General features: G+C 66.7%; 17 protein-coding genes. 10 read left to right on the top strand and 7 right to left on the bottom strand.

All coding sequences use genetic code 11. The features are described from left to right. Nucleotides 1-2: 2 nt before the first annotated feature. Genes C2862_RS00085 through C2862_RS00060 form a run of 6 tightly spaced genes read right to left on the bottom strand, consistent with a single transcriptional unit; the run spans nucleotide 3 to nucleotide 5235 of the window. On the bottom strand, nucleotides 3-611 hold the full coding sequence (locus tag C2862_RS00085; protein WP_136218083.1) for a prepilin-type N-terminal cleavage/methylation domain-containing protein: 609 nt from the start codon (nucleotides 609-611) through the stop codon (nucleotides 3-5). Further along, nucleotides 601-1149, bottom strand: a complete 549-nt coding sequence (locus C2862_RS00080) for a prepilin-type N-terminal cleavage/methylation domain-containing protein (protein WP_136218082.1) — start codon at nucleotides 1147-1149, stop codon at nucleotides 601-603. Before C2862_RS00080 ends, C2862_RS00085 begins: the two co-directional genes overlap by 11 nt. A 37-nt stretch (nucleotides 1150-1186) precedes the next feature. Continuing rightward, nucleotides 1187-1720: a type II secretion system protein gene (locus tag C2862_RS25945; RefSeq protein WP_136218081.1), complete on the bottom strand. Its 534-nt coding sequence runs from the start codon at nucleotides 1718-1720 to the stop codon at nucleotides 1187-1189. Next, nucleotides 1720-2229, bottom strand: coding sequence for a hypothetical protein (locus C2862_RS00070; RefSeq protein ID WP_136218080.1), 510 nt, complete (start codon nucleotides 2227-2229; stop codon nucleotides 1720-1722). The genes C2862_RS25945 and C2862_RS00070 overlap by 1 nt, the downstream gene beginning before the upstream one ends. A gap of 47 nt (nucleotides 2230-2276) precedes the next feature. Continuing rightward, the gene (locus tag C2862_RS00065) at nucleotides 2277-3512 is read right to left on the bottom strand and encodes a type II secretion system F family protein (protein ID WP_136218079.1); all 1236 of its coding nucleotides are present in this window, start codon (nucleotides 3510-3512) and stop codon (nucleotides 2277-2279) included. A 19-nt stretch (nucleotides 3513-3531) separates the two neighbouring features. After that, nucleotides 3532-5235, bottom strand: a complete 1704-nt coding sequence (locus C2862_RS00060; RefSeq protein WP_136218078.1) for a GspE/PulE family protein — start codon at nucleotides 5233-5235, stop codon at nucleotides 3532-3534. A gap of 278 nt (nucleotides 5236-5513) precedes the next feature. On the opposite strand from C2862_RS00060, the gene C2862_RS00055 reads away from it, so the two are divergent. From C2862_RS00055 to C2862_RS00015, 9 genes are all read left to right on the top strand, one after another. Beyond that, entirely contained in the window at nucleotides 5514-6227 is a 714-nt protein-coding gene (locus C2862_RS00055; protein WP_229467220.1) for a histidine phosphatase family protein, read from the top strand. Between the two features lie 98 nt (nucleotides 6228-6325). Next, nucleotides 6326-7369: a phosphotransferase gene (locus C2862_RS00050; protein ID WP_136218417.1), complete on the top strand. Its 1044-nt coding sequence runs from the start codon at nucleotides 6326-6328 to the stop codon at nucleotides 7367-7369. A 17-nt stretch (nucleotides 7370-7386) separates the two neighbouring features. Then, nucleotides 7387-8616, top strand: coding sequence for an acyl-CoA dehydrogenase family protein (locus tag C2862_RS00045; protein WP_136218077.1), 1230 nt, complete (start codon nucleotides 7387-7389; stop codon nucleotides 8614-8616). A 121-nt stretch (nucleotides 8617-8737) separates the two neighbouring features. Continuing rightward, nucleotides 8738-13132, top strand: coding sequence for a PAS domain-containing protein (locus C2862_RS00040; RefSeq protein WP_229467219.1), 4395 nt, complete (start codon nucleotides 8738-8740; stop codon nucleotides 13130-13132). Then, a complete protein-coding gene (locus tag C2862_RS00035; RefSeq protein WP_136218076.1) occupies nucleotides 13129-14067 on the top strand; it encodes a diguanylate cyclase in 939 nt (312 codons plus the stop codon). Before C2862_RS00040 ends, C2862_RS00035 begins: the two co-directional genes overlap by 4 nt. After that, nucleotides 14064-14525: a nuclear transport factor 2 family protein gene (locus C2862_RS00030; RefSeq protein WP_136218075.1), complete on the top strand. Its 462-nt coding sequence runs from the start codon at nucleotides 14064-14066 to the stop codon at nucleotides 14523-14525. The genes C2862_RS00035 and C2862_RS00030 overlap by 4 nt, the downstream gene beginning before the upstream one ends. A 325-nt stretch (nucleotides 14526-14850) precedes the next feature. After that, complete coding sequence (ilvD, locus tag C2862_RS00025) at nucleotides 14851-16713, top strand: dihydroxy-acid dehydratase (protein WP_136218074.1); 1863 nt, start codon at nucleotides 14851-14853, stop codon at nucleotides 16711-16713. 32 nt (nucleotides 16714-16745) lie between these two features. Then, a complete protein-coding gene (locus tag C2862_RS00020; protein ID WP_136218073.1) occupies nucleotides 16746-17324 on the top strand; it encodes a recombinase family protein in 579 nt (192 codons plus the stop codon). 112 nt (nucleotides 17325-17436) lie between these two features. Beyond that, nucleotides 17437-18750 (top strand): MFS transporter, encoded by a 1314-nt coding sequence (locus C2862_RS00015; RefSeq protein ID WP_136218072.1) that lies wholly within the window; start codon nucleotides 17437-17439, stop codon nucleotides 18748-18750. Here the strand turns inward: C2862_RS00015 and C2862_RS00010 are convergent. Further along, complete coding sequence (locus tag C2862_RS00010) at nucleotides 18740-19165, bottom strand: ankyrin repeat domain-containing protein (protein WP_136218071.1); 426 nt, start codon at nucleotides 19163-19165, stop codon at nucleotides 18740-18742. The two genes, C2862_RS00015 and C2862_RS00010, sit on opposite strands and share 11 nt — an antisense overlap. Nucleotides 19166-19379: 214 nt before the next feature. Between C2862_RS00010 and C2862_RS00005 the strand changes: the two genes are divergently transcribed. Further along, nucleotides 19380-19757 (top strand): hypothetical protein, encoded by a 378-nt coding sequence (locus C2862_RS00005; RefSeq protein WP_136218070.1) that lies wholly within the window; start codon nucleotides 19380-19382, stop codon nucleotides 19755-19757. The last annotated feature ends 132 nt before the right edge of the window (nucleotides 19758-19889 follow it).

Here is a 19889-nt window from a genome sequence, read left to right as displayed (position 1 = left end):
ATTCATTGGACGCCCGCCTGCGGCGCATAGCGCGCGCGGTAGCCGTCCAGGACCACGGATTCGGTGCTGTCGTACTTGACCACGATGCGGATGCGCAGGGCTTCGCTGTCGGCGTCCGTGCCGCTGGCCGCGATGTCGCCCAGGGCGTCGGGCACGATGCTGACGCTGGCGCTGTAGCCGGCCAGGTTCAGGGGGCGCCCGAGGGCATCGGTCAGCGCACCGCTATCGTTGTCGAAGGCCGCGGTGGCGGTCGCGGCGGCGCCTGCGTAATCGTTGACGTTGTCGTAGGGGCGCAGGTAGGGTTTGCCGCCCTCGTTGCCCCAGCCCTCCGCGAGTTCGCAGTCGGCGCTCTTCTGCGCTTCGGCGGCATTCCCCGAGCGCGGGTCGCAGTAGGTGAAGCCGGCCTGGCGCACTTCTTCCAGCAGGGCTTCGGCGATCAGGAGCGCCTGCTTGCGGCGTAGCGGATCGGCGCTGTTGGCGGTGGTCATGCGCATCACCTGCAGGATGCCGGCCAGCGCGATCGAGACGATCACGATGAACATGATGAGTTCGACGAGGGTGACGCCGCGCTGGCGCACGAGGGTGGTACCGCGCTCGCGCTCAATCGACATAGCCGCTCTCCGCGTCGACGCCGACGGACTGGGTGATGCCGTCGCCGCTGACCTGCAGCCGGCCGCTGAAGTTGCCGAGCATCGTGGCGCGGCCGAGGCCGTCGAATCGAACGCCGCCGGCGGGCGGCGCCGGCACATCGGGGAGCCGCATGCTCACGCCGCTCGGCGCGGCCTCGCACAGCCAGCTGTCCGAACCGCAGGCGGCGCGCGTGGGACCGGAACCGCTGTTGCTGCCGCCCGGCGCCGGGACGCGCATGCCCTCGCCCTCGCAGGCGGGATTTTCGTCGAGGCAGACGGAGACGCGCTCCTGCGTCAGATGAACGTACACGGAGGAATTCTGGGCGATCGCCCGTTTTTGCGCGTAGCGCAGCGTCGCCCTGACGCGTTCGGTCCAGGCGACGGTATCGAAGGTGGAGCGTTCGAAGAAACGATCGGCGGCAATGCCGCCGATGATACCGATGAGGATGATGACAACGACCAGCTCCACCATGGTGAAGCCATGGTGGAAGCGCTTGCCGCGGCTGGGTGCAGAACGCAAGAGTCGAGGATGCAGGCCAGCCACGGGCGACGGGAGCTTACTCGCAGTCTTTGACGGCGGTCGGGTTGGTCGGGCTGCCGACGGTGATGGTCGGCGGAGTGTTGGCGGCGGTCGACGAGGTGTACAGCACGAAGCACTTGGCCGCGGTTGCGGTGTTGATGATGCTGTTCGGGACGACGGCGAACTGGCCGGCAACGACGGTCGGGCGGGTGCCGCTGCCGCCGGTGGTGTACACGGTGTAGTCGGCGGTCGACAGGCCGGCGGCGGCGGCCAGCGCGTTTGCCTGGGCAGCGCTCGCGGTCGATGGGTAGCCCGAGGTGGTGTTCATGGTGACGTTTGTGCCTTCGACGGCGATGGTGGCGCTCGGCGCGACCAGGTACTTACCGTGGGTCATGGCCGAGGTCGCGCTCAGCGAGCCCTTGGCGGCGTTCAGGCTGGCCAGGCGCGCTTCACCGCTCAGGCTGGCGAACTTCGGCAGCGCGGTCGCGGCCAGGATGCCGAGGATGACGATCACGACGATCAGTTCGATCAGGGTAAAACCGCCTTGCGCTGCTTTGATGCTCTTGTTCATTACTTTTTCTCCGAGAAATGTACGCGCGGAAGGGACCCCGCATTGGTGTTGTAAGCGATGGCCTGCTCGTCACGTTCTTCGAGCACCAGGCCTGCGATGCCCTTTCCTGCATGAACCGGAGCGGACACACGAATGAATTCTACCTTGAAGACCAGAATTTTTTGTATCCCAGAAGAAAAAGATTTCTCCGAAGATGGGAGGTAAACCAGCGTGCGTGCACTGCGGTCGAAATACCAATGACCCTTCGGGAGTGCCTCATTTTTCGGCGAATAGTACTCGCCGAGGTAGTTTTTCGGCCGTTCTTGCAACCATGTCATTGGATTCTGTTGAGCAAGTGCCAACAAACCCGCTTCGCCTGTTGTCGAAATGATCCTGGCCGACTGCACGGCCAAGGCCGTACGCAGCGAACCGATGAGTTGTTTTGCCGCGACGTGCTCGGTTTCGCCCTGATAGCTGATGATGCATTTAAGCAACACTCCAGCCAGCAAGACAGCCAGGGTGGTGCTCACGGCCAGCTCCAGCCGCGTCGCCCCACCCTGCCTGCGTCTCGTCTTCATCAGCGATGCAGGGCGGCCTTGCCCAGGTCCCAGATCGGCAGGAAGATACCGAGGGCCATCACCAGCACCATCACGCCGAGGAAGGTGATCAGGATCGGCTCGATTTGGCTCGACAGGGTTTTCAGTTCGTAGTCGACTTCGCGCTCGTACATCAGCGCGATCTCGTCCATCAGGTCGTCGAGCGAGCCGGTCTCCTCGCCCACGGCGATCATCTGCAGCACGATCGGAGTGAAGACGTTGGCCGCGGTCGAGGTGCGCAGGATGCTCTCGCCGCGCTCGACGCCGTCGCGCATCTGCTCGATGCGCGCCGCCAGGTAGGCGTTATCCGCCGTCTGCGCCACCACGGTCAGCGCCTGCACCACCGGCACCCCGCTCCTGATCGACAGCGCGAAGCTGCGCGCGAAGCGGGCCATGGTCGCCTTGTGGATGATCTTGCCGGCGATCGGGAAGCGCAGCTTGCGCCGGTCCCAGGTGTAGCGCCCGCCGGGCGAGCCGACCCAGGAGCGGAAGGCGACAAAGGCGCCCACCGTGACGCCCGCCAGCAGCGGCCAGTAGTCGAGCGTGAAGCGCGAGGTCGCCATCAGGATGCGCGTCATCAGCGGCAGGGTCGCATGGAAGCTCTCGAACACCTTCGCGAACTGCGGGATCACGAACATGTTCACGATCACCATGGCGATCACCATCGCGATCATCACGAAGCTCGGATAGCGCAGCGCCGTCTTCACGCGCTCGCGCATGTCGCGGTCGAATTCGAGATGGTCGAACAGGCGCAGGAAGACTTCTTCGAGGCGGCCCGTCATCTCGCCCACGCGCACCATCGACAGGTAGAAGCTGCTGAAGCACTCCGGGTGGCGGCGCATGGCGGCGGACAGTTCGCGGCCGGAGTCGAGCGACTCGCGCAAGTCCTTGATCACGCGCGCAAAGGCCGGACTGGTGCTCGAGTCCTGCAGGCCGCCCAGGCCGCGCATGATCGGCACGCCGGATTTGAGCAGCGTGTGCATCTGGCGCGAGAACAGCTGCACGTCCATCGACGTGACCTTTTTCTCTCTCAGGCGGCGCCAGGTCTCGCCGAGACCGCCGCTGCTGCCGGCGGTACGGCGGGTCGGCAGTATCTCGACCGGCGTCACGCCGGTGCCGAACAGCTGGTCGGCGACCGCCCCGCTGTCCGCCGCTTCCAGCACGCCCTGCATCAGTTCGCCGCGCGCATTGCGGCCTTTATAGGCGAAGAATGGCATCGTTTAGTCTTCCGTCTGCTCAGTCTTCAGTCTGATTACTGATACGCATGGCTTCGCCGATCGTCGTACGGCCTTGCACGGCCAGCGCCACGCCATGACGGCGCAGCGTGTGGCCGCCCATCTGCTCGTGCGCGACCTTCAGAAAGTGGCTCGGGTCGGGGTGATTGGCGGCGTCGGTCACCTCGCGCGTCATTTCGAGCAGTTCGTAGACGCCCGTGCGTCCGCGATAACCGGTGCCATTGCAATGCGAGCAGCCTTTCCCGTGGAAGAACTTCCCCTGTTCGACGAAGCTGCCGAGTTCCGCGCGCAGCCAGGTGACTTCCGGCGGGGTCGGCGCATACGGCGTCGAGCAGCTTTCGCAGATCACGCGCACCAGGCGCTGGGCCAGCACGGCCTGCAGCGAACCGCCCACCATGTAGCGCGGCACGCCCATGTCCATCAGGCGCAGCGGCGTACTGGCGGCATCGTTGGTGTGCAGGGTCGAGAGCACCAGGTGGCCGGTCATCGCGGCGCGCAGGCCGATCTGCGCCGTTTCCTGGTCGCGCATCTCGCCCACCAGCACGATGTCCGGGTCCTGGCGCAGGGCCGAACGCAGCACGCGGGCAAAGGACAGCTCGATCTTGTCGTTGACCTGCACCTGGTTGATGCCCTGCAGCCGGTATTCGACCGGGTCCTCGACGGTGATCAGCTTCTTCTCGACCGAGTTCAGTTCGGCCAGCGCGCTGTACAGCGTCGTGGTCTTGCCGCTGCCGGTGGGGCCGGTCACCAGCACCAGGCCGTTGGGGCGCTGGACGATGGCGCGGAAGCGCTCCAGCATCTTGCGGGGCATGCCGATCGATTCCAGGCGCAGCGTGTTGCCGGCCTGGTTCAGGAGTCGCATCACGACCGATTCGCCGTACTGGGTCGGCATGGTCGAGATACGCACGTCGATGCGCTGGTTCTTGACCTTCATGGCGAAGCGGCCGTCCTGCGGCAGGCGCTTCTCCGAGATGTCGAGGTCGGCCATCAGTTTCAGGCGCAGGGCCAGCGGCGTGGCGATCTTGATGTCGGCCTCGGTCTGCAGGTGCAGCACGCCGTCGATGCGGAAGCGGATCTGCAATCTGCCTTCCTGCGGCTCGATGTGGATGTCCGACGCCCGCACCTGGGCCGCGTCGTCGAACACCGACTGCAGCAGTTTCACCACCGGCGCCTCTTCCAGGCCCGGGTTGGCGGTCATGGCGCCGAAGTCGACAAAGGCGTCGCCGACGTCCGCTTCCACCTCTTTCGCAAAATCGGTGATCTCGCCGGTGCGGCGGTAGATGCGGTCGATCGTGTGCAGGACCTCGGTCTCGTTGACCACGGCCAGCTCGACGTTCTTGCGCAGCAGGCGCGCGATCTCGTCGTAGGCGAACAGGTCGGTCGGATCGGAGACGCCGACCAGCAGGCCGCCTTGCCTCTCTTCCAGCACCAGCGCGCGGAAGCGGCGCGCGGCCGTTTCCGGCAGCAGGCGCACCAGGGCGTCGCTGATGTTGTAGAACTTGAGGTTGATGTAGGGGATGTTCAGCTGGCGCGCGAGGGCACCGGAGATCTGCTCTTCGGTGACGAATCCATTCTCGACGAACACGCGCCCGAGCTTGCGCCCGGTGCGTTTCTGGTCTGCGAGCGCCTGGTTCAGCTGTTCCTCGGACAGCAGCTTTTGCTGCACCAGGATTTCACCGAGCCTGACTTTTTCTGGCCTTGCCATACCACCCCTTCGATTGCCTGCAAAATGGGGAATCATTTTAAGGCAGAACGGGGCAATATTTACCGTTGGAATTTGTTTTGTGGTGGAAAGGCAGCGCTCGGCGGTAATGGGCTGTAAGATAAATAAGCTTTGCACCCGTAAGGTGGGCGGGTTCCCCGCCCACGCAGTGATTGTTATCGGCTCCGATATCGCGCCGGATGATCTTGCCGACAACTCTCACCGCGTGGGCGGCAGAGCCGCCCACCTTACGTCCCTCGGATCAACGTTAGAGGAGCACTATGCAAGAACAAGCCTCAACACGCCGGCGCGTTTATCTGATGCGCCATGGCAGTGTCACCTACTTCGACGCCGCCGGCCGCCCCGTCCTACCGGAAGAAGTCCCCCTCAACGAACTGGGCCGCTCCCAGGCCGATGCCGCCGGCAGCGCCTTTGCCGCCGCCGGCGTCCGCTTCGACCGCGTGATCGTTTCCGGTCTGCCGCGCACCGTCGAGACCGCAGCGCGGGTGTTGGCCGTCACCGGACAGCAGATCGAGCCCGAAGTCTGGCCCGAACTCCACGAAATCCGCGGCGGCCGCCTGTCCACGATCCCGAAGGAGGAACTGAAACGCGCCTTCACCGGCGCCTTCGAAGGCCTGGTCGATCCCGAACAGCGCTTCCTCGGCGGCGAATCGGTCGGCGAGATGATGGACCGCGTCCATCCCGCCCTCGAGCGCCTGCGCGCCGACGAGAGCTGGGACACGGTCCTGCTGGTCCTGCACGGCGGCGTCAACTGCGCCATCCTGTCGCTGGCGCTGACCGGCCAGCGATTGTTCCTCGGCGGCCTGGCCCAGGAAGCCGGCTGCATCAATGCGCTCGACGTCGGCGCCCATGAGCGCGACTGGGTAGTGCGCTTCGTGAACCACGTGCCGCCCGCGCCCCTGCAACCGGATTCGCGCACGACCACCATGGAACAACTGTTTGCGCAGTACCGCCGAACGGCCGAAAAAAGTTAGCAAAATAAATAGTACGATCGTTCACTTCATCGGCTACAATCGATTGGAAATGAGGTTCCAAACCAACACAGGAGGAGACGCCAGTGTATGAAGAAATGATGGGGACCAAGCCGGTCTCCGAGCGCCAGAAGTTCGATGTCGAGGCGCTGGCCGGGTGGCTGCGGGCCAACGTGCCGGACTTCCCGGCCGGCTCGGTGGAAGTCGAGCAGTTCAAGGGCGGCCAATCGAACCCGACTTTTAAACTCCGTGCGGGGGACAGACAATATGTCCTGCGCACCAAGCCCGGCCCGGCTGCCAAGCTGCTGCCGTCGGCCCACGCCATCGACCGCGAATTCCGGGTCATGAACGCCCTGCACGGCGCCGGCTTCCCGGTGCCGCGCCAGATCGCCCTCTGCACCGACGAATCCGTCATGGGCCGCGCCTTCTTCCTGATGGACTTCGTCGAAGGCCGCGTGCTGTGGGAGCAGTCGCTCCCTGGTATGAGCAAGGAGGAACGCGGCGCCATCTACGACGAGCTGAACCGCGTTATCTCGCAATTGCACACGGTGGACTACGCCGCCATCGGCCTGGCCGACTACGGCAAGCCCGGCAATTATTTTGCGCGCCAGATCGAGCGCTGGACCAAGCAGTACCAGGCCTCCGTGACGGAACCGATCGAGGCGATGGACCGCCTGATCGAGTGGCTGCCAAAGAACATCCCGCCGGGCGAAGACACTTCCATCGTCCACGGCGACTTCCGGTTAGACAACATCATCTTCCACCCGACCGAGCCGCGCATCCTCGCCGTGCTCGACTGGGAACTGTCGACCCTGGGCCACCCGCTCGCCGACTTCAGTTACCACTGCATGAGCTGGTACATCCCGCCCGGCAAGTTCCGCGGCATCGGCGGCCTGGATCTCGCCAGCCTCGGCATCCCGGACCTGGAAAGCTATGTCGCCCGCTATTGCGAGCGCACCGGCAAGACGGTGCGCATGGAAGATTTCAACTTTTATCTTGCCTATAACATGTTCCGCCTGGCCGGCATCATGCAGGGCATCATGAAACGCTATGTCGACGGCACCGCCTCGAGCGCGCAGGCGCTGGAAAACGGCAAGGCCGCCCGCCCGATGGCCGAGATGGCCTGGCAATTCGCAAACCGCTGAGAATAAAGAGAGAGACCATGGACTTCGACTATTCCGACCGCTGCAAGGAACTGCGTACCCGCCTGCTCGCCTTCATGGACGAGCACATCTATCCGAACGAAAAAGCCTATAAACAGGAAGTCGACGCCAACGGCGCCAAGGGCAACCGCTGGGTGCCGACCGAAATCATCGAGCGCCTCAAACCCCTCGCCCGCGAACAGGGCCTGTGGAACCTGTTCCTGCCGAAATCGAAGCGCGCTCCCGAGGGCCTGTCGAACCTGGACTACGCCCCACTGTGCGAAATCATGGGCCGCGTCGGCTGGGCGCCGGAAGTGTTCAACTGCTCGGCGCCGGACACCGGCAACATGGAAACTCTGGAGCGCTATGCCAGCGAAGAACACAAGACGCGCTGGCTGGAACCGCTGCTGCGTGGCGAGATCCGCTCGGCCTTCGCCATGACCGAACCCGATGTCGCCTCCTCGGATGCGACCAACATCGCGACCCGGATCGAACGCGACGGCGACGAGTACGTCATCAACGGCCACAAATGGTGGATCTCGGGCGCCGGCGATCCGCGCTGCCAGATCTTCATCGTCATGGGCAAGAACGATCCGAACGCGGCGCGCCACCAACAGCAGTCGATGATCCTGGTGCCGGCCGATACCCCGGGCATCACGATCAAGCGCCCGCTGCCCGTGTTCGGCTACGACGACGCGCCGCATGGCCACTGCGAGATCCTGTTCGAGAACGTGCGCGTCCCTGCCGCCAACATGCTGCTCGGCGAAGGCCGCGGCTTCGAGATCGCCCAGGGCCGCCTGGGACCGGGCCGAATCCATCACTGCATGCGCGCCATCGGCGTGGCCGAGCGCGCGCTGGAACTGATGTGCAAGCGTCTCGATTCGCGCGTCGCCTTCGGCAGGAAGATATCCGAACAGGGCGTGTGGCGCGAGCGCATCGCCGAAGCCCGCATCCGCATCGACACCGCGCGCCTGCTCACCTTGAAAGCCGCGTGGATGATGGACACGGTCGGCAACAAGGTGGCGGCCGCCGAGATCGCGATGATCAAGGTGCTGGCGCCGAACGTGGCCCAGCAGGTGCTCGACTGGGCGATCCAGGCCCACGGCGCCGGCGGCGTCTCGGACGACTTCCCGCTCGCCTCGCAGTGGGCCGGCAACCGCACCCTGCGCCTGGCCGACGGCCCGGACGAAGTGCACCGCAACGCCATCGCCAAGGTCGAACTGGCGAAATACCTTGCCAAGCCGGCATGATTTGTTGCTGATGGTCTACAATTAAGGAGGGCGGCGGCGCATCGCGCTACCGCCCTCCTTCTCTCTTGGCTACCATGCTCGCTGGCGGCGCGCCCCGCGCCGCACTCGACCTGGATCCGTTTTGCCATTGTTTCGCCGCACCAGCCTGCCTTCGATCCGTTCGAAGCTGTTCACCCTCGTCCTCGCCAGCGTCCTGCCGATCCTGTTCGCCTACATCGCCTTCGTCCATGACGCGGGCCGGCGCGAGGAGCAGCACGTGGCGCGCGACGCCGCGACCGTCACCCGCGCGCTGGCGGCGGCGCTCGAACGCGACCTGGAAAGCGCAGAGACGGCCGCGCGCGTGGCTGCCGCCTGGCCCGCGCTGGGAAGCGAGGATCTCGCGCAATTCCACGCCGAGGCGCGCCGCCTGCTGCGCCCCGAATTTGCCGTCTCGAATTTCGCCCTGAGCGGCCCCGGCGCCCAGCCCCTGCTCGACACCCGCCACGCCTACGGCAGTCCGCTCCCCGAGATGCCGAACCGCGACTCGGTCGAGGCCGTCCTGCTGCGCGGCGACGCCCGTATCTCCAGCCTGTACCGGCCCGGACCCGGTCAGGCCTTCGTGTTCTCGGCCGACGTGCCGGTCTGGCGCGCGGGCAAGGTGGCCTATGTGCTGTCGAGCCAGGTGCGCCCGAAACGGATCGCCGACCTGCTGGGCGCCCAGCAGCTGCCGCCCGGCTGGGTGGCCGAAGTGGTCGACGCCCGCGGCCTGGTGGTGGCGCGCAATATCGAAGGCGGCATCCGCGTCGGCACCCCCATGAACGGCGTGCTCGCCTCGAACGCGGCCGCCAGCCCCGAGGGCCTGGTGCACCTGCCGGACGAGGGCGACGGCGTGGCGCGGCACGCCGCCTGGATCCGCTCGACCAAGCACGACTGGCTGGTCGCCGTCACCTATCCGGACAATGCCGCGCGCGAGCTGCTCGGCAAGAGCCTGCCGCTCACCGTCGCCGTGTCGAGCGCCCTGCTGGGCCTGGGCCTGCTGCTGGCCTGGACCATCGGCGGCGGCATCGCGCGCTCGGTGCAGGGCCTGGTCGAGCCGGCCGCCGCGCTCGGACGCGGCGAGCCGCTGCGGCTGCCGCCGCCGGCGATCGGCGAAACGGCGGAGGTGTCCGCGGCGCTGCAGGAAGTCGAGGGCGAACTGCTGCGCTACCGCTGCCAGCTCGAAGCGCGGGTGGCCGACCGCACCGCCGAACTGGCGCGCCTGAACGTGCGCCTGGAAACCGTGTATGCCACGGCGCCGGTCGGCCTGTGCTTCGTCGACGCCAACCTGCGCTTCGTGATGATCAACGAGTGCCTGGCTGCGATCAATGCCGTGCCGGCCCTGGCCCACCTCGGCCGCACCCTGCCCGAACTGCTGGGCGAGGTCGGCGTCGCCTTCGAGGCGCCCTACCGCCGCGTGCTGGAAACCAGGCGCGCGCTGCGCGACGTCGAAGTCGCGGGCGAAGTACCGGCCGAGCCGGGCGTGATCCGCCACTGGCTGTCGAGCTACTACCCGGTGTTCGGGCCGCAGCGCGAGCTGGTCGGCATCAACGCGGTCGTGATCGACATCACCGAACGCAAGCAGCTGGAACAGCGCAACCGCGACAACGAAGAGATGTTCCGGGTCCTGTTCGAAGGCTCGGGCGATGCCCAGGCCCTGCTTGCCTATAACGCCCATTTCGTCAGCGCCAACCAGGCGGCGGCGCGCATGTTCGGCTACAGCGTCGACGAGCTGACCATGCATTCGCCCGCCAGCCTCTCGCCCGAATTCCAGCCCAACGGACGCCGCTCGGACGAGTACGCGCCCGAACTGATGCGCCGCGCGCTGGATGAAGGCGGCGTCCAGTTCGAATGGGTGCACCAGCGCCGCAACGGCAGCAACTTCCACGCCGATATCCGCCTGACCAGCATCGACATCGGCGGGCGCGGCATGATGCAGGTGACGATCCGCGACATCAGCGAACGCGTGGCGGCCGACGCCGCGCTGCGCGCCAGCGGTGCCCAGCTGCGCCAGCGCGAGCGCTTCATCCGCACCGTCACCGACAACCTGCCGGCCCTGGTCAGCTATTGGGATGCCGACGAGCGGCTGCGCTTCGCCAACCGGCCGGCCCTGGCCTGGCTCGGCACCGACGACGAGGCGGCGGTCATCGGGCAGTCCACCCGCGACCTGGTCCGGCCCGACATCCTGGCCCAGTTGCAGCCCTATGTGGCGGGCGTGCTGGCGGGCCGGCCGCAGAACTTCGAGGAAGCGCTGCGCAACAAGCAGGACGAGCCGGTGCACGTCTGGGGCAGCTACCTGCCCGACATCGGCAAGGACGGCCGGGTGCGCGGCTTCTACGCGCTGCACGTGAACATCTCCGCACTCAAGCTGACCGAAGGGCGCCTGGTGGAAGCGCTGCGCGAAGCCGAGCAGGCCAGCCGCGCGAAGAGCGAATTCCTCGGCAACATGAGCCACGAGATCCGCACCCCGATGAACGCCATCATGGGCCTGGCGCGCCTGCTGGAAGAAGCCCCGCTGGGGCGGCGCGAGCGCGCCCACCTGGCCCACATCAAGCGCGCATCGAGCTCGCTGCTCGGCATCCTGAACGACCTGCTCGACTACGCCCAGACCGACGCCGGCCAGCTGGTGCTGGAACAGCGCCCCCTGGAACTCGACGCCACCCTGCAGGGCATCGCCGTCCTGACCGGGCCCGATGCGCGTGCCAAGGGCATCGAGACCGTCTTCGCGCTGGCGCCCGACGTGCCGCGCCTGCTGCGCGGCGACCCGACCCGCCTCGAACAGGTGCTGTTGAATCTGGTCGGGAATGCCGTCAAGTTCACGGACAGCGGCGAGATCGTGCTGTCGGTGGCGGTCGCGGCGCGCAGCCTGGGCCGGGTGCGCCTGCGCTTTGCCGTGCGCGACACCGGGATCGGCATCGCCTCTGCCGACCAGGCGCGCCTGTTCGAACCCTTCTCGCAGGGCGACAGTTCGACCGGCCGCACCCACGGCGGCGTCGGCCTTGGCCTGTCGATCGCACGTCGTCTGGTAGCCCTGATGGGCGGCAGCCTGGCCGTGGACAGCAGTCCCGGCCTCGGCTCGACCTTCCATTTCGAAGCCGACTTCGGCGACATGGACCCGCCGGCGCAGCCGGATTCCGCCGCGCCGCAGCGCGCGCTGGTGCTCGTGCCCTCGGCGCGCGGCGCGGCGGCGCTGGCCGACGCCCTGCGCAGCGCCGGCTGGGAACCCGACTGCGTCAGCGACGCCGCCGCGGCCCGCGCCGCGCTCGAACGCGGGGAGTATGCCCTCCTGTGCGCGGACGCCGGCGCCGCCGGGCTGGCCGCGCTGCCGGCCCTGCCCACAACCGTGCTGCTGGTGCCCGACGCGACGGTGGATGCGCCCGCCCTGCCCGCCGCCCCGCGCCTGGCCCTGCTCGGCAAGCCCTTTACGCGCACGGCTTTGGTGACGGCGATCCGCGAAGCGCAAGGCGCCGCGCCGCCGGAAGCGCCGCAGCCGGCGCCGCTGGAAGCCTGCCTGGCGGGCCTGCGCGTGCTGGTGGTCGAGGACAACGCCATCAACCAGGAAGTGGCGACCTATGTGCTGACCCACGCCGGCGCCCTGGTGACGGTGGCCGATGACGGCGCCGAGGCCCTGTCCCTGCTGGGTAGTGCGGACGCCGGATTCGATGCGGTCCTGATGGATTTGCAGATGCCGGTGATGAACGGCTACGAGGCCTGCGCGTCGATCCGGGCCATGGGCCTGCACGCGCTGCCGGTGATCGCGATCAGCGCCAACAGCAGCGATGAAGACCGCCGGCGCGCATTCGACGCCGGCATGGACGAGCACCTGGCCAAGCCGATCGACGTCGACGAACTGGTGGCGACGCTGGCGCGCGTGACCGGACGCGCCGCCGCCGCCGCCGCGCAGCCGGCGCCGGCCACGGCGGTTCCGCACCTGCCGGGCCTCGACCTGCAGGCGGCCCTGCCGCGCTTCGGCGGCAGCCTGGACGCCTTTGCCGCCGTCTTCGCCCGCTTCGTCGCCGGCGCAGGCGCCAGCTTCGACGAGCTGCACGCGCTGACGGCAAGGGGCGACCGTGAAGGCGCGCTGGTGGTGGCCCACCGCCTGCGCGGGGTGGCCGCCAACCTCGGCGCGGTCGACCTGGCGGCCCAGGCCCAGGCGCTGGAAAGCGCGCTGCGCGGCGGCGACGACAAGGCCGCGGCGCGCCACCTGGCACTGCTGGAGCCGGCGCTGGCGCCGCTGCAGGCGGCAGCGCGCGAACTGGCGCCGTCCGTGCCGGCGCCCGCCATCCCCCAGGTGGACAGGCCTTCCCTGGCGCAGCTGCTAGAATTGCTCAGGAATAACAATATGAAGGCATTGGCGATGCACGCGGCGCTCGCGCCCGGTCTCGACGCGCTGCTCGGCGCTGGCGAGGCGCTTGAACTTGCCGAAGCGGTCGGCACCCTGCGTTTCGACCGCGCGGCGCAGCTGCTCGGGGCTATACTGGAGCAAAGAGGAGACGCATGAGCTGGAGCGAGCTGGCCCTGAACGGGCGCATCCTGGTCGTCGACGACGCCATGGAAAACATCCAGATCCTGCATGCGGCATTGCAGGACGAGCATGAGGTGCTGTTCGCGCTCGACGGCAGCCGTGCGCTCGCCCTGGCCCAGGCCCAGCGCCCCGACCTGATCTTGCTCGACGCCGTCATGCCCGGCATGGACGGCTATGCGGTGCTGCAGGCGCTGCGCGCTGCGCCCGAGACGAGCGGCACCCCGGTCATCTTCGTCACCGCCCTCACCTCGCCCGAAGACGAAACCCGCGCGCTCGACGCCGGCGCGGCCGACTTCATCAGCAAACCGGTAAACGCTGCCGTGGTGCGCGCCCGCGTGCGGACCCAGTTGACGGTCAAACGCCAGGCCGACGCCCTGCGCGCCATGACCCTGACCGACAGCCTGACCGGCGTGGCCAACCGGCGCGCCTTCAGCGAACGGATCGACAACGAATGGCGCCGCTGCGGCCGCGCCGGGCTGCCGATGGCGCTGATCCTGGCCGACATCGACCACTTCAAGCTTTTCAACGACCACTACGGCCACCAGGCCGGCGACGCCTGCCTGGAACAGGTCGCGCGCGCCTTCTGCCGCGCCGCCAACCGCGCCCAGGACCTGGTGGCGCGCTACGGCGGCGAGGAATTCGCCATCCTGCTGCCCGAGACCGACGCCGACGGGGCCCGCGCCGTGGCCCAGCGGGTGCTGGACGAACTGGCGGCGCTGGCGATCGCACATGCGGTCTCGCCCACCAGTCCGCTCCTCACTTCGAGCATGGGCATCGCCGCGCTGGTGCCGGACCACCGGGCCCAGACCAGCGCCTCGCTGATCCGCGCGGCCGATGCGCTGCTGTACCAGGCCAAGGCGGATGGGCGCAACCGCTACTGCATCGCGCCTCCGGGAGCGGGACCAGCATGAAGACGCTCGCCTGCGTCCTCCTGGCCCTGCAGCTGGCCGGCCTCGCGCCCGGCGCCGCCGCTTCCGGCGCGATCGAACCCACCCTGCTGGCCCTCGAAAAGCAGCGCTCCGAAGCCATCCTGCGCGCCGACATTCCCACCTTGCGCAATCTGATGGACCGCTATTACCGGCATGTCGAAAGCCGCGGCCGCGTGCGCAGCAAGACCGAGCTGCTCACGGCGCTCGAGCGCCAGGACGTCCGTTTCGTCAGCTACGAAAACGAGTCGACCGAGATCCAGTTGCTCGACGGCGGCAAGGTCGCCGTCATCGCGGGCGTGTTCCGCAGCCGCCAGGAAGGCGGCAAGCCCTTCCGCGGCCGCTACGTGCGCGTCTGGGTGCGCGAGGCGGACGGCTGGAAGAACACTTTTCACCAGGGTACCGAGATCAGGCCGGCGAACGAGCCGTGCAACTGCAAGTGAAAGCGGGTCGTACGGCCATGCCAGTCACTTGAGCGTCAAGCTTTTGTAGGGTGGGTACTCTGTGCCCACGCGGTTGGAAGCATGCAGGTCGACACATGGCGCATCGCTTGCAGGCGTTGCGGTGTGCGACTGTACGACCGCGTGGGCACGGAGTGCCCACCCTACGGCAAGTCAGGCTAGGTCCCTGGCATCAGGGCATTCGCCCCAGCCCTCTGCACTCTGTGATATCTAAAAAGAATCACAGCGCTTGAAATCATGTATTGGACATATCATTGTCCATCCGGCATCCTGAGGTTCTCATCCGCCGCCGTTACAGGAGTCCAGCATGCCGACCTACCGTTCCCACACCACCACCCAGGGCCGCAACATGGCCGGCGCCCGCGCCCTGTGGCGCGCCACCGGGATGAAGGACGGCGATTTCGACAAGCCGATCATCGCCGTGGTGAACTCCTTCACCCAGTTCGTGCCCGGCCACGTGCACCTGAAGGACCTGGGCCAGCTGGTGGCGCGCGAGATCGAGGCGGCCGGCGGCGTCGCCAAGGAATTCAATACCATCGCGGTCGACGACGGCATCGCCATGGGCCACGGCGGCATGCTGTACTCGCTGCCTTCGCGCGACCTGATCGCCGACTCGGTCGAGTACATGGTCAACGCCCACTGCGCCGACGCCATGGTCTGCATCTCGAACTGCGACAAGATCACGCCCGGCATGCTGATGGCCGCGATGCGCCTGAACATTCCGACCGTGTTCGTCTCGGGCGGCCCGATGGAAGCCGGCAAGGTCGTCAAGGTCGTGAACAACGAGCGCAAGGTCATCAAGCTCGACCTGATCGACGCCATGATCAAGGCCGGCGACGACAAGGTGTCCGATGCCGACGTGCTGGAAGCCGAGCGCTCGGCCTGCCCGACCTGCGGCTCCTGCTCCGGCATGTTCACGGCCAACTCGATGAACTGCCTGACCGAGGCGCTGGGCCTGTCCCTGCCGGGCAACGGCACCATCGTCGCCACCCACGCCGACCGCAAGGAGCTGTTCCTGAAGGCCGGCCGCCTGATCGTCGACCTGGCCAAGCGCCACTACGAAGGCGACGATTATTCCGTCCTGCCGCGTTCGATCGCCACCCGCGCCGCGTTCGAAAACGCGATGGCGCTCGACGTCTCGATGGGCGGCTCGACCAACACCGTGCTGCACCTGCTGGCCGCCGCGCACGAAGCGCAGGTCGATTTCACGATGGCCGACATCGACCGCATCTCGCGCCAGGTGCCCTGCCTGTGCAAGGTCGCGCCGATGACCGACAAGTACCACATCGAGGACGTGCACCGCGCCGGCGGCATCGTCGCCATCCTGGGCGAACTGGCGCGCGCCGGCCTGCTCGACACCTCGCTGCCGACGGTGCACAGCCCGACGCTGCAAGCGGCGATCGACAAGTACGACATCCGCGTCAGCGACGACCGTGCGGTCCATGAATTGTTCCGCGCGGCGCCGGGCGGCGTGCCGACCCAGGTCGCCTTCTCGCAGGCCGAGCGTTTCGCCTCCAACGACATCGACCGCAGCACGGGCTGCATCCGCGACCGCGCCCACGCCTACTCGCAGGACGGCGGCCTCGCGGTCCTGTACGGGAACATCGCCGCCAAGGGCTGCATCGTCAAGACGGCCGGCGTCGACGAAAGCATCCTCAAGTTTTCCGGCAAGGCGCGCGTGTTCGAAAGCCAGGACGCGGCGGTCGACGCCATCCTCGGCGACCAGGTCCACGCGGGCGACGTCGTCATCATCCGCTACGAAGGCCCGAAGGGCGGCCCCGGCATGCAGGAGATGCTGTACCCGACCTCGTACATCAAGTCGAAGGGACTCGGCAAGGCCTGCGCCCTGTTCACCGACGGCCGCTTCTCGGGCGGCTCCTCGGGCCTGGTGATCGGCCACGCCTCGCCGGAAGCGGCCGAAGGCGGCGCGATCGGCCTGGTGGAAGAAGGCGACACCATCGACATCGACATCCCGGCGCGCACCATCAATCTGCGCGTGACCGACGGCGCGCTGGCAGAGCGCCGCGCCGCCATGGAAGCGCGCGGGCGCGATGCCTGGCAGCCGGTGGGACGCGAACGCCTCGTCTCGCAGGCGCTGCAAGCCTATGCGGCGCTGACCACCTCGGCCGATCGCGGCGCGGTACGCGACCTGTCCCAGCTGAAGCGCTGAACATCGGCGTAACGGGAATCGGGGGCGATGCAATGGCGGTTTTCGGATACGGATGGTCAAACAATAGCGGGCAGCACAGCGATCAGCAACGACGCTTGCTGGAGCATGCCGGCTACGAACTCGCTCACTGGTTTGCCGACGACTGCGCCGGCGAGAAGCGTCCGGCCTCGCAGCGTTTCCAGTTCCAGCGCCTGCTCGGACGCATCGGCAAGCACGACCGCCTGGTCGTGTGCACGCTCGATTGCCTCGGCCAGGACGCGCGCGACATCGTTTCCCAGATCCGGACACTAGTCCTGTGCCGCAGCGAACTCGTCGTGCTCCAGCTCGGCACGTTCGACCTCGCAGGCGCCGCCGGCCAGGCGGTCCTCGCGGCGCTGTCGGCCGTCGCGGACATGGAACGCTCGCCCCTGCCCGACCCGGCATGCATGGCGCCGATCGCCCCGACACCGCAAGCCCGGACGCGCGGCCGTCCGGTCTGCACGACCCAGGCCCAGCGCGCCCTGATCATCCAGCAGCACCGGGCCGGCGAATCGATCAGCGCCCTCGCCCGCGCCGCGAATTTGTCGCGCGCGAGCATCATGCGCATCGTGCGGGCGACGAGCCTGCAATAAGGCAGCGCGATTCGCTTGCCGGCGCTGAGGCGCAGTTAACATATATATAATAAGGCCGTGCATTCAGCCGTTCGGCGCTTTCACCATTTCATCCAGCAAGGTCAACACACACATGGACTCTCCTACCCTTTCGACGGGCGCCGCGCAAGCGCAGCGCGAGCAAATGGAAACGCGTACCTATGCCAAGGTGACCGCGCGCCTGCTCCCCTTCCTGTTCATCTGCTACGTCGCGGCCTACCTCGACCGCGTCAACGTCGGCTTCGCCAAATTGCAGATGCTGAACGACCTGCAGTTCAGCGAAACCGTCTACGGACTCGGGGCCGGCATTTTCTTCATCGGCTACTTCCTGTTCGAAGTCCCGAGCAACATCATCCTGCACAAGGTCGGCGCGCGGGTCTGGATCGGCCGCATCATGATCAGCTGGGCCATCCTGTCCGCGGCGACGGCCTTCGTCACCACGCCCGCCATGTTCTACGTGGTGCGCTTCTTCCTCGGTGTCGCCGAGGCCGGATTCTTCCCGGGCATCGTGCTGTATCTCACCTACTGGTTCCCGGCGGCGCGGCGCAGCCGCATGAACGCCCTGTTCATGATCGGCATCCCGATTGCCGGCGTGATCGGCGGGCCGCTGTCGGGCTGGATCCTGAATGCCATGAACGGCATGAACGGGATGGCGGGCTGGAAGTGGCTGTTCCTGGGCGAAGCCGTGCCCTCGCTGATCCTCGGTGTCGTCACGATCTTCTACCTGCCGAACAGCATCCGCGCCGCGTCCTGGCTGAGCACCGAGGAGAAACGCCTGCTGGAAGAGAATATCGCCAAGGACAACACCGGCAAGGCGGACCACAAGCTGTCCGGGGTCTTCGGCAATGGGCGCGTCTGGCTGATGGCGGCGATCTATTTTTGCTGCATGATGGGCCTGTATGGCGTGGGCTTCTACCTGCCGACGCTGATCAAGGCCGCCGGCGTCAAGGATGCGCTCGACGTCGGCCTGCTGACCGCCATCCCGTACGGCTGCGCCGTGGTCGCCATGCTTGCCATCGCGAAAAGCGCCGACCGCACCCGCGAGCGCCGCTGGCACTTCACGGTCGCCAGCGCGCTTGGTGGCATCGGCCTGTTCCTTGCCACCGTCTACGGCGACAATGTCGTGCTGGCCATGGCCGCGCTCTCGCTCGGCACCGCCGGCCTGCTGGCCACCATGCCGGTGTTCTGGACCTATCCGAGCGCCATCCTGGGTGGCACCGCGGCCGCCGCCGGCATCGCCATGATCAACTCGATCGGCAACCTGGCCGGCTTCGTCAGCCCCTCGATCATCGGCTGGATGAAGGACGTGACCCAGAGCACCAACGCGGGCATGTACGTCGTATCGGCCGCCTTGTTGCTGGGCGCGGTGCTCGCCTTGCTGCAGCCGCGCAGCCTGGTCAATCGGTAGAAGGCGCGGCCTTGTCGCTCAAGGCCTTGCCCAGTCCCATGAAAGCTGCGCCCGCATCGCTGTGGGGCATCAGCAGTTCGATGCAGCGCTGGCTGCCGCTGGACGCGGCCCACATTAGCGCCGTCCAGCCATCCCCGTCCTGCGCGTGCGGATCGCTGGCCGGCAATAGCAGCTCGACGCAGGCCGGATGACCGAAGGAAGCCAGCATCAGGGCCGTCTCCCCGTCGCGGTCGCTGGCCTGCGGGTCGCTCAGCGGCAGCAGCAGCCTGACGAACGCCTCCTCGCCCTCGACGCAGGCCAGCATCAAGGCCGTGCGTCCCCAACAATCGGTCCTGCGCGCCGCCAGCGGATCATGCTTGAGTATCCGCTTCAATTCGCGCAGGTTCTTGCGCTCCACTGCCGTAAAGATGTCCACGTCGTCCGCCTTCGACGCCAGTGCCGAGCCTGCCGTCTATTACACAATAGTCAATGCTGGACGAGTTGCAAGGGGGGATTGGCAAGTTCTTCAATTCGGCGGGCTCAAAAAACGCATTCTTGTTGTCAAAGCAACGATAGCGTACACTGAGCTGTTTCAACCGTCTGCAAGCGGCCACCAGCGGTCGTTCACAAACTTGTTCTGGAATACCTGAATGATCCATATGGAAGAAATGCGTCAGCTACTTTGTCGCACTTATCCGGGCCTTCGTGATCGCGTTGTCGCTTCTGCTGACGAATGGATCGGCGAAGACGGCGAATTCATCGCACAGGCGTGGTTGTCTCAGCTGTGCACGCTAGTGCAACAACGCTTCCTACAAGGTGATTACGAGCAGTCAGCGGCGCTTTTCGATCTTGTTGAACGGCTTCTTGATGAGGGTGACGACAGGGTAAAAGCCGCAATCGCAACAGGGTTCATTGAGGGGCTACAGCATCAGCAAGAAGTTGACCCGGTTCTGTGGCAGCCCCTATTAGGAAGCTCGGCAACGGCCCATCTCAAGGCTATGAACAACTTTTACGGGATTGATGCCTAACTTCCGTATATGGACTCCTCCTCGTTTGCAAACAATCCGTCTTCAGGCCGTGAGGTACGACTGCTCACGTATATCCGGTCTCGTGCTACCGCACCTGCTCCAGGTGCTGGACCCTGATGGGCTATTCGCGCG

Source organism: Massilia sp. Mn16-1_5 (assembly GCF_004798585.1).
Classification (GTDB): Bacteria; Pseudomonadota; Gammaproteobacteria; order Burkholderiales; family Burkholderiaceae_D; genus Telluria.
The sequence above is the reverse complement of the archived record's forward strand: the minus strand, read 5'-3'. Positions and strand labels throughout refer to the sequence as shown.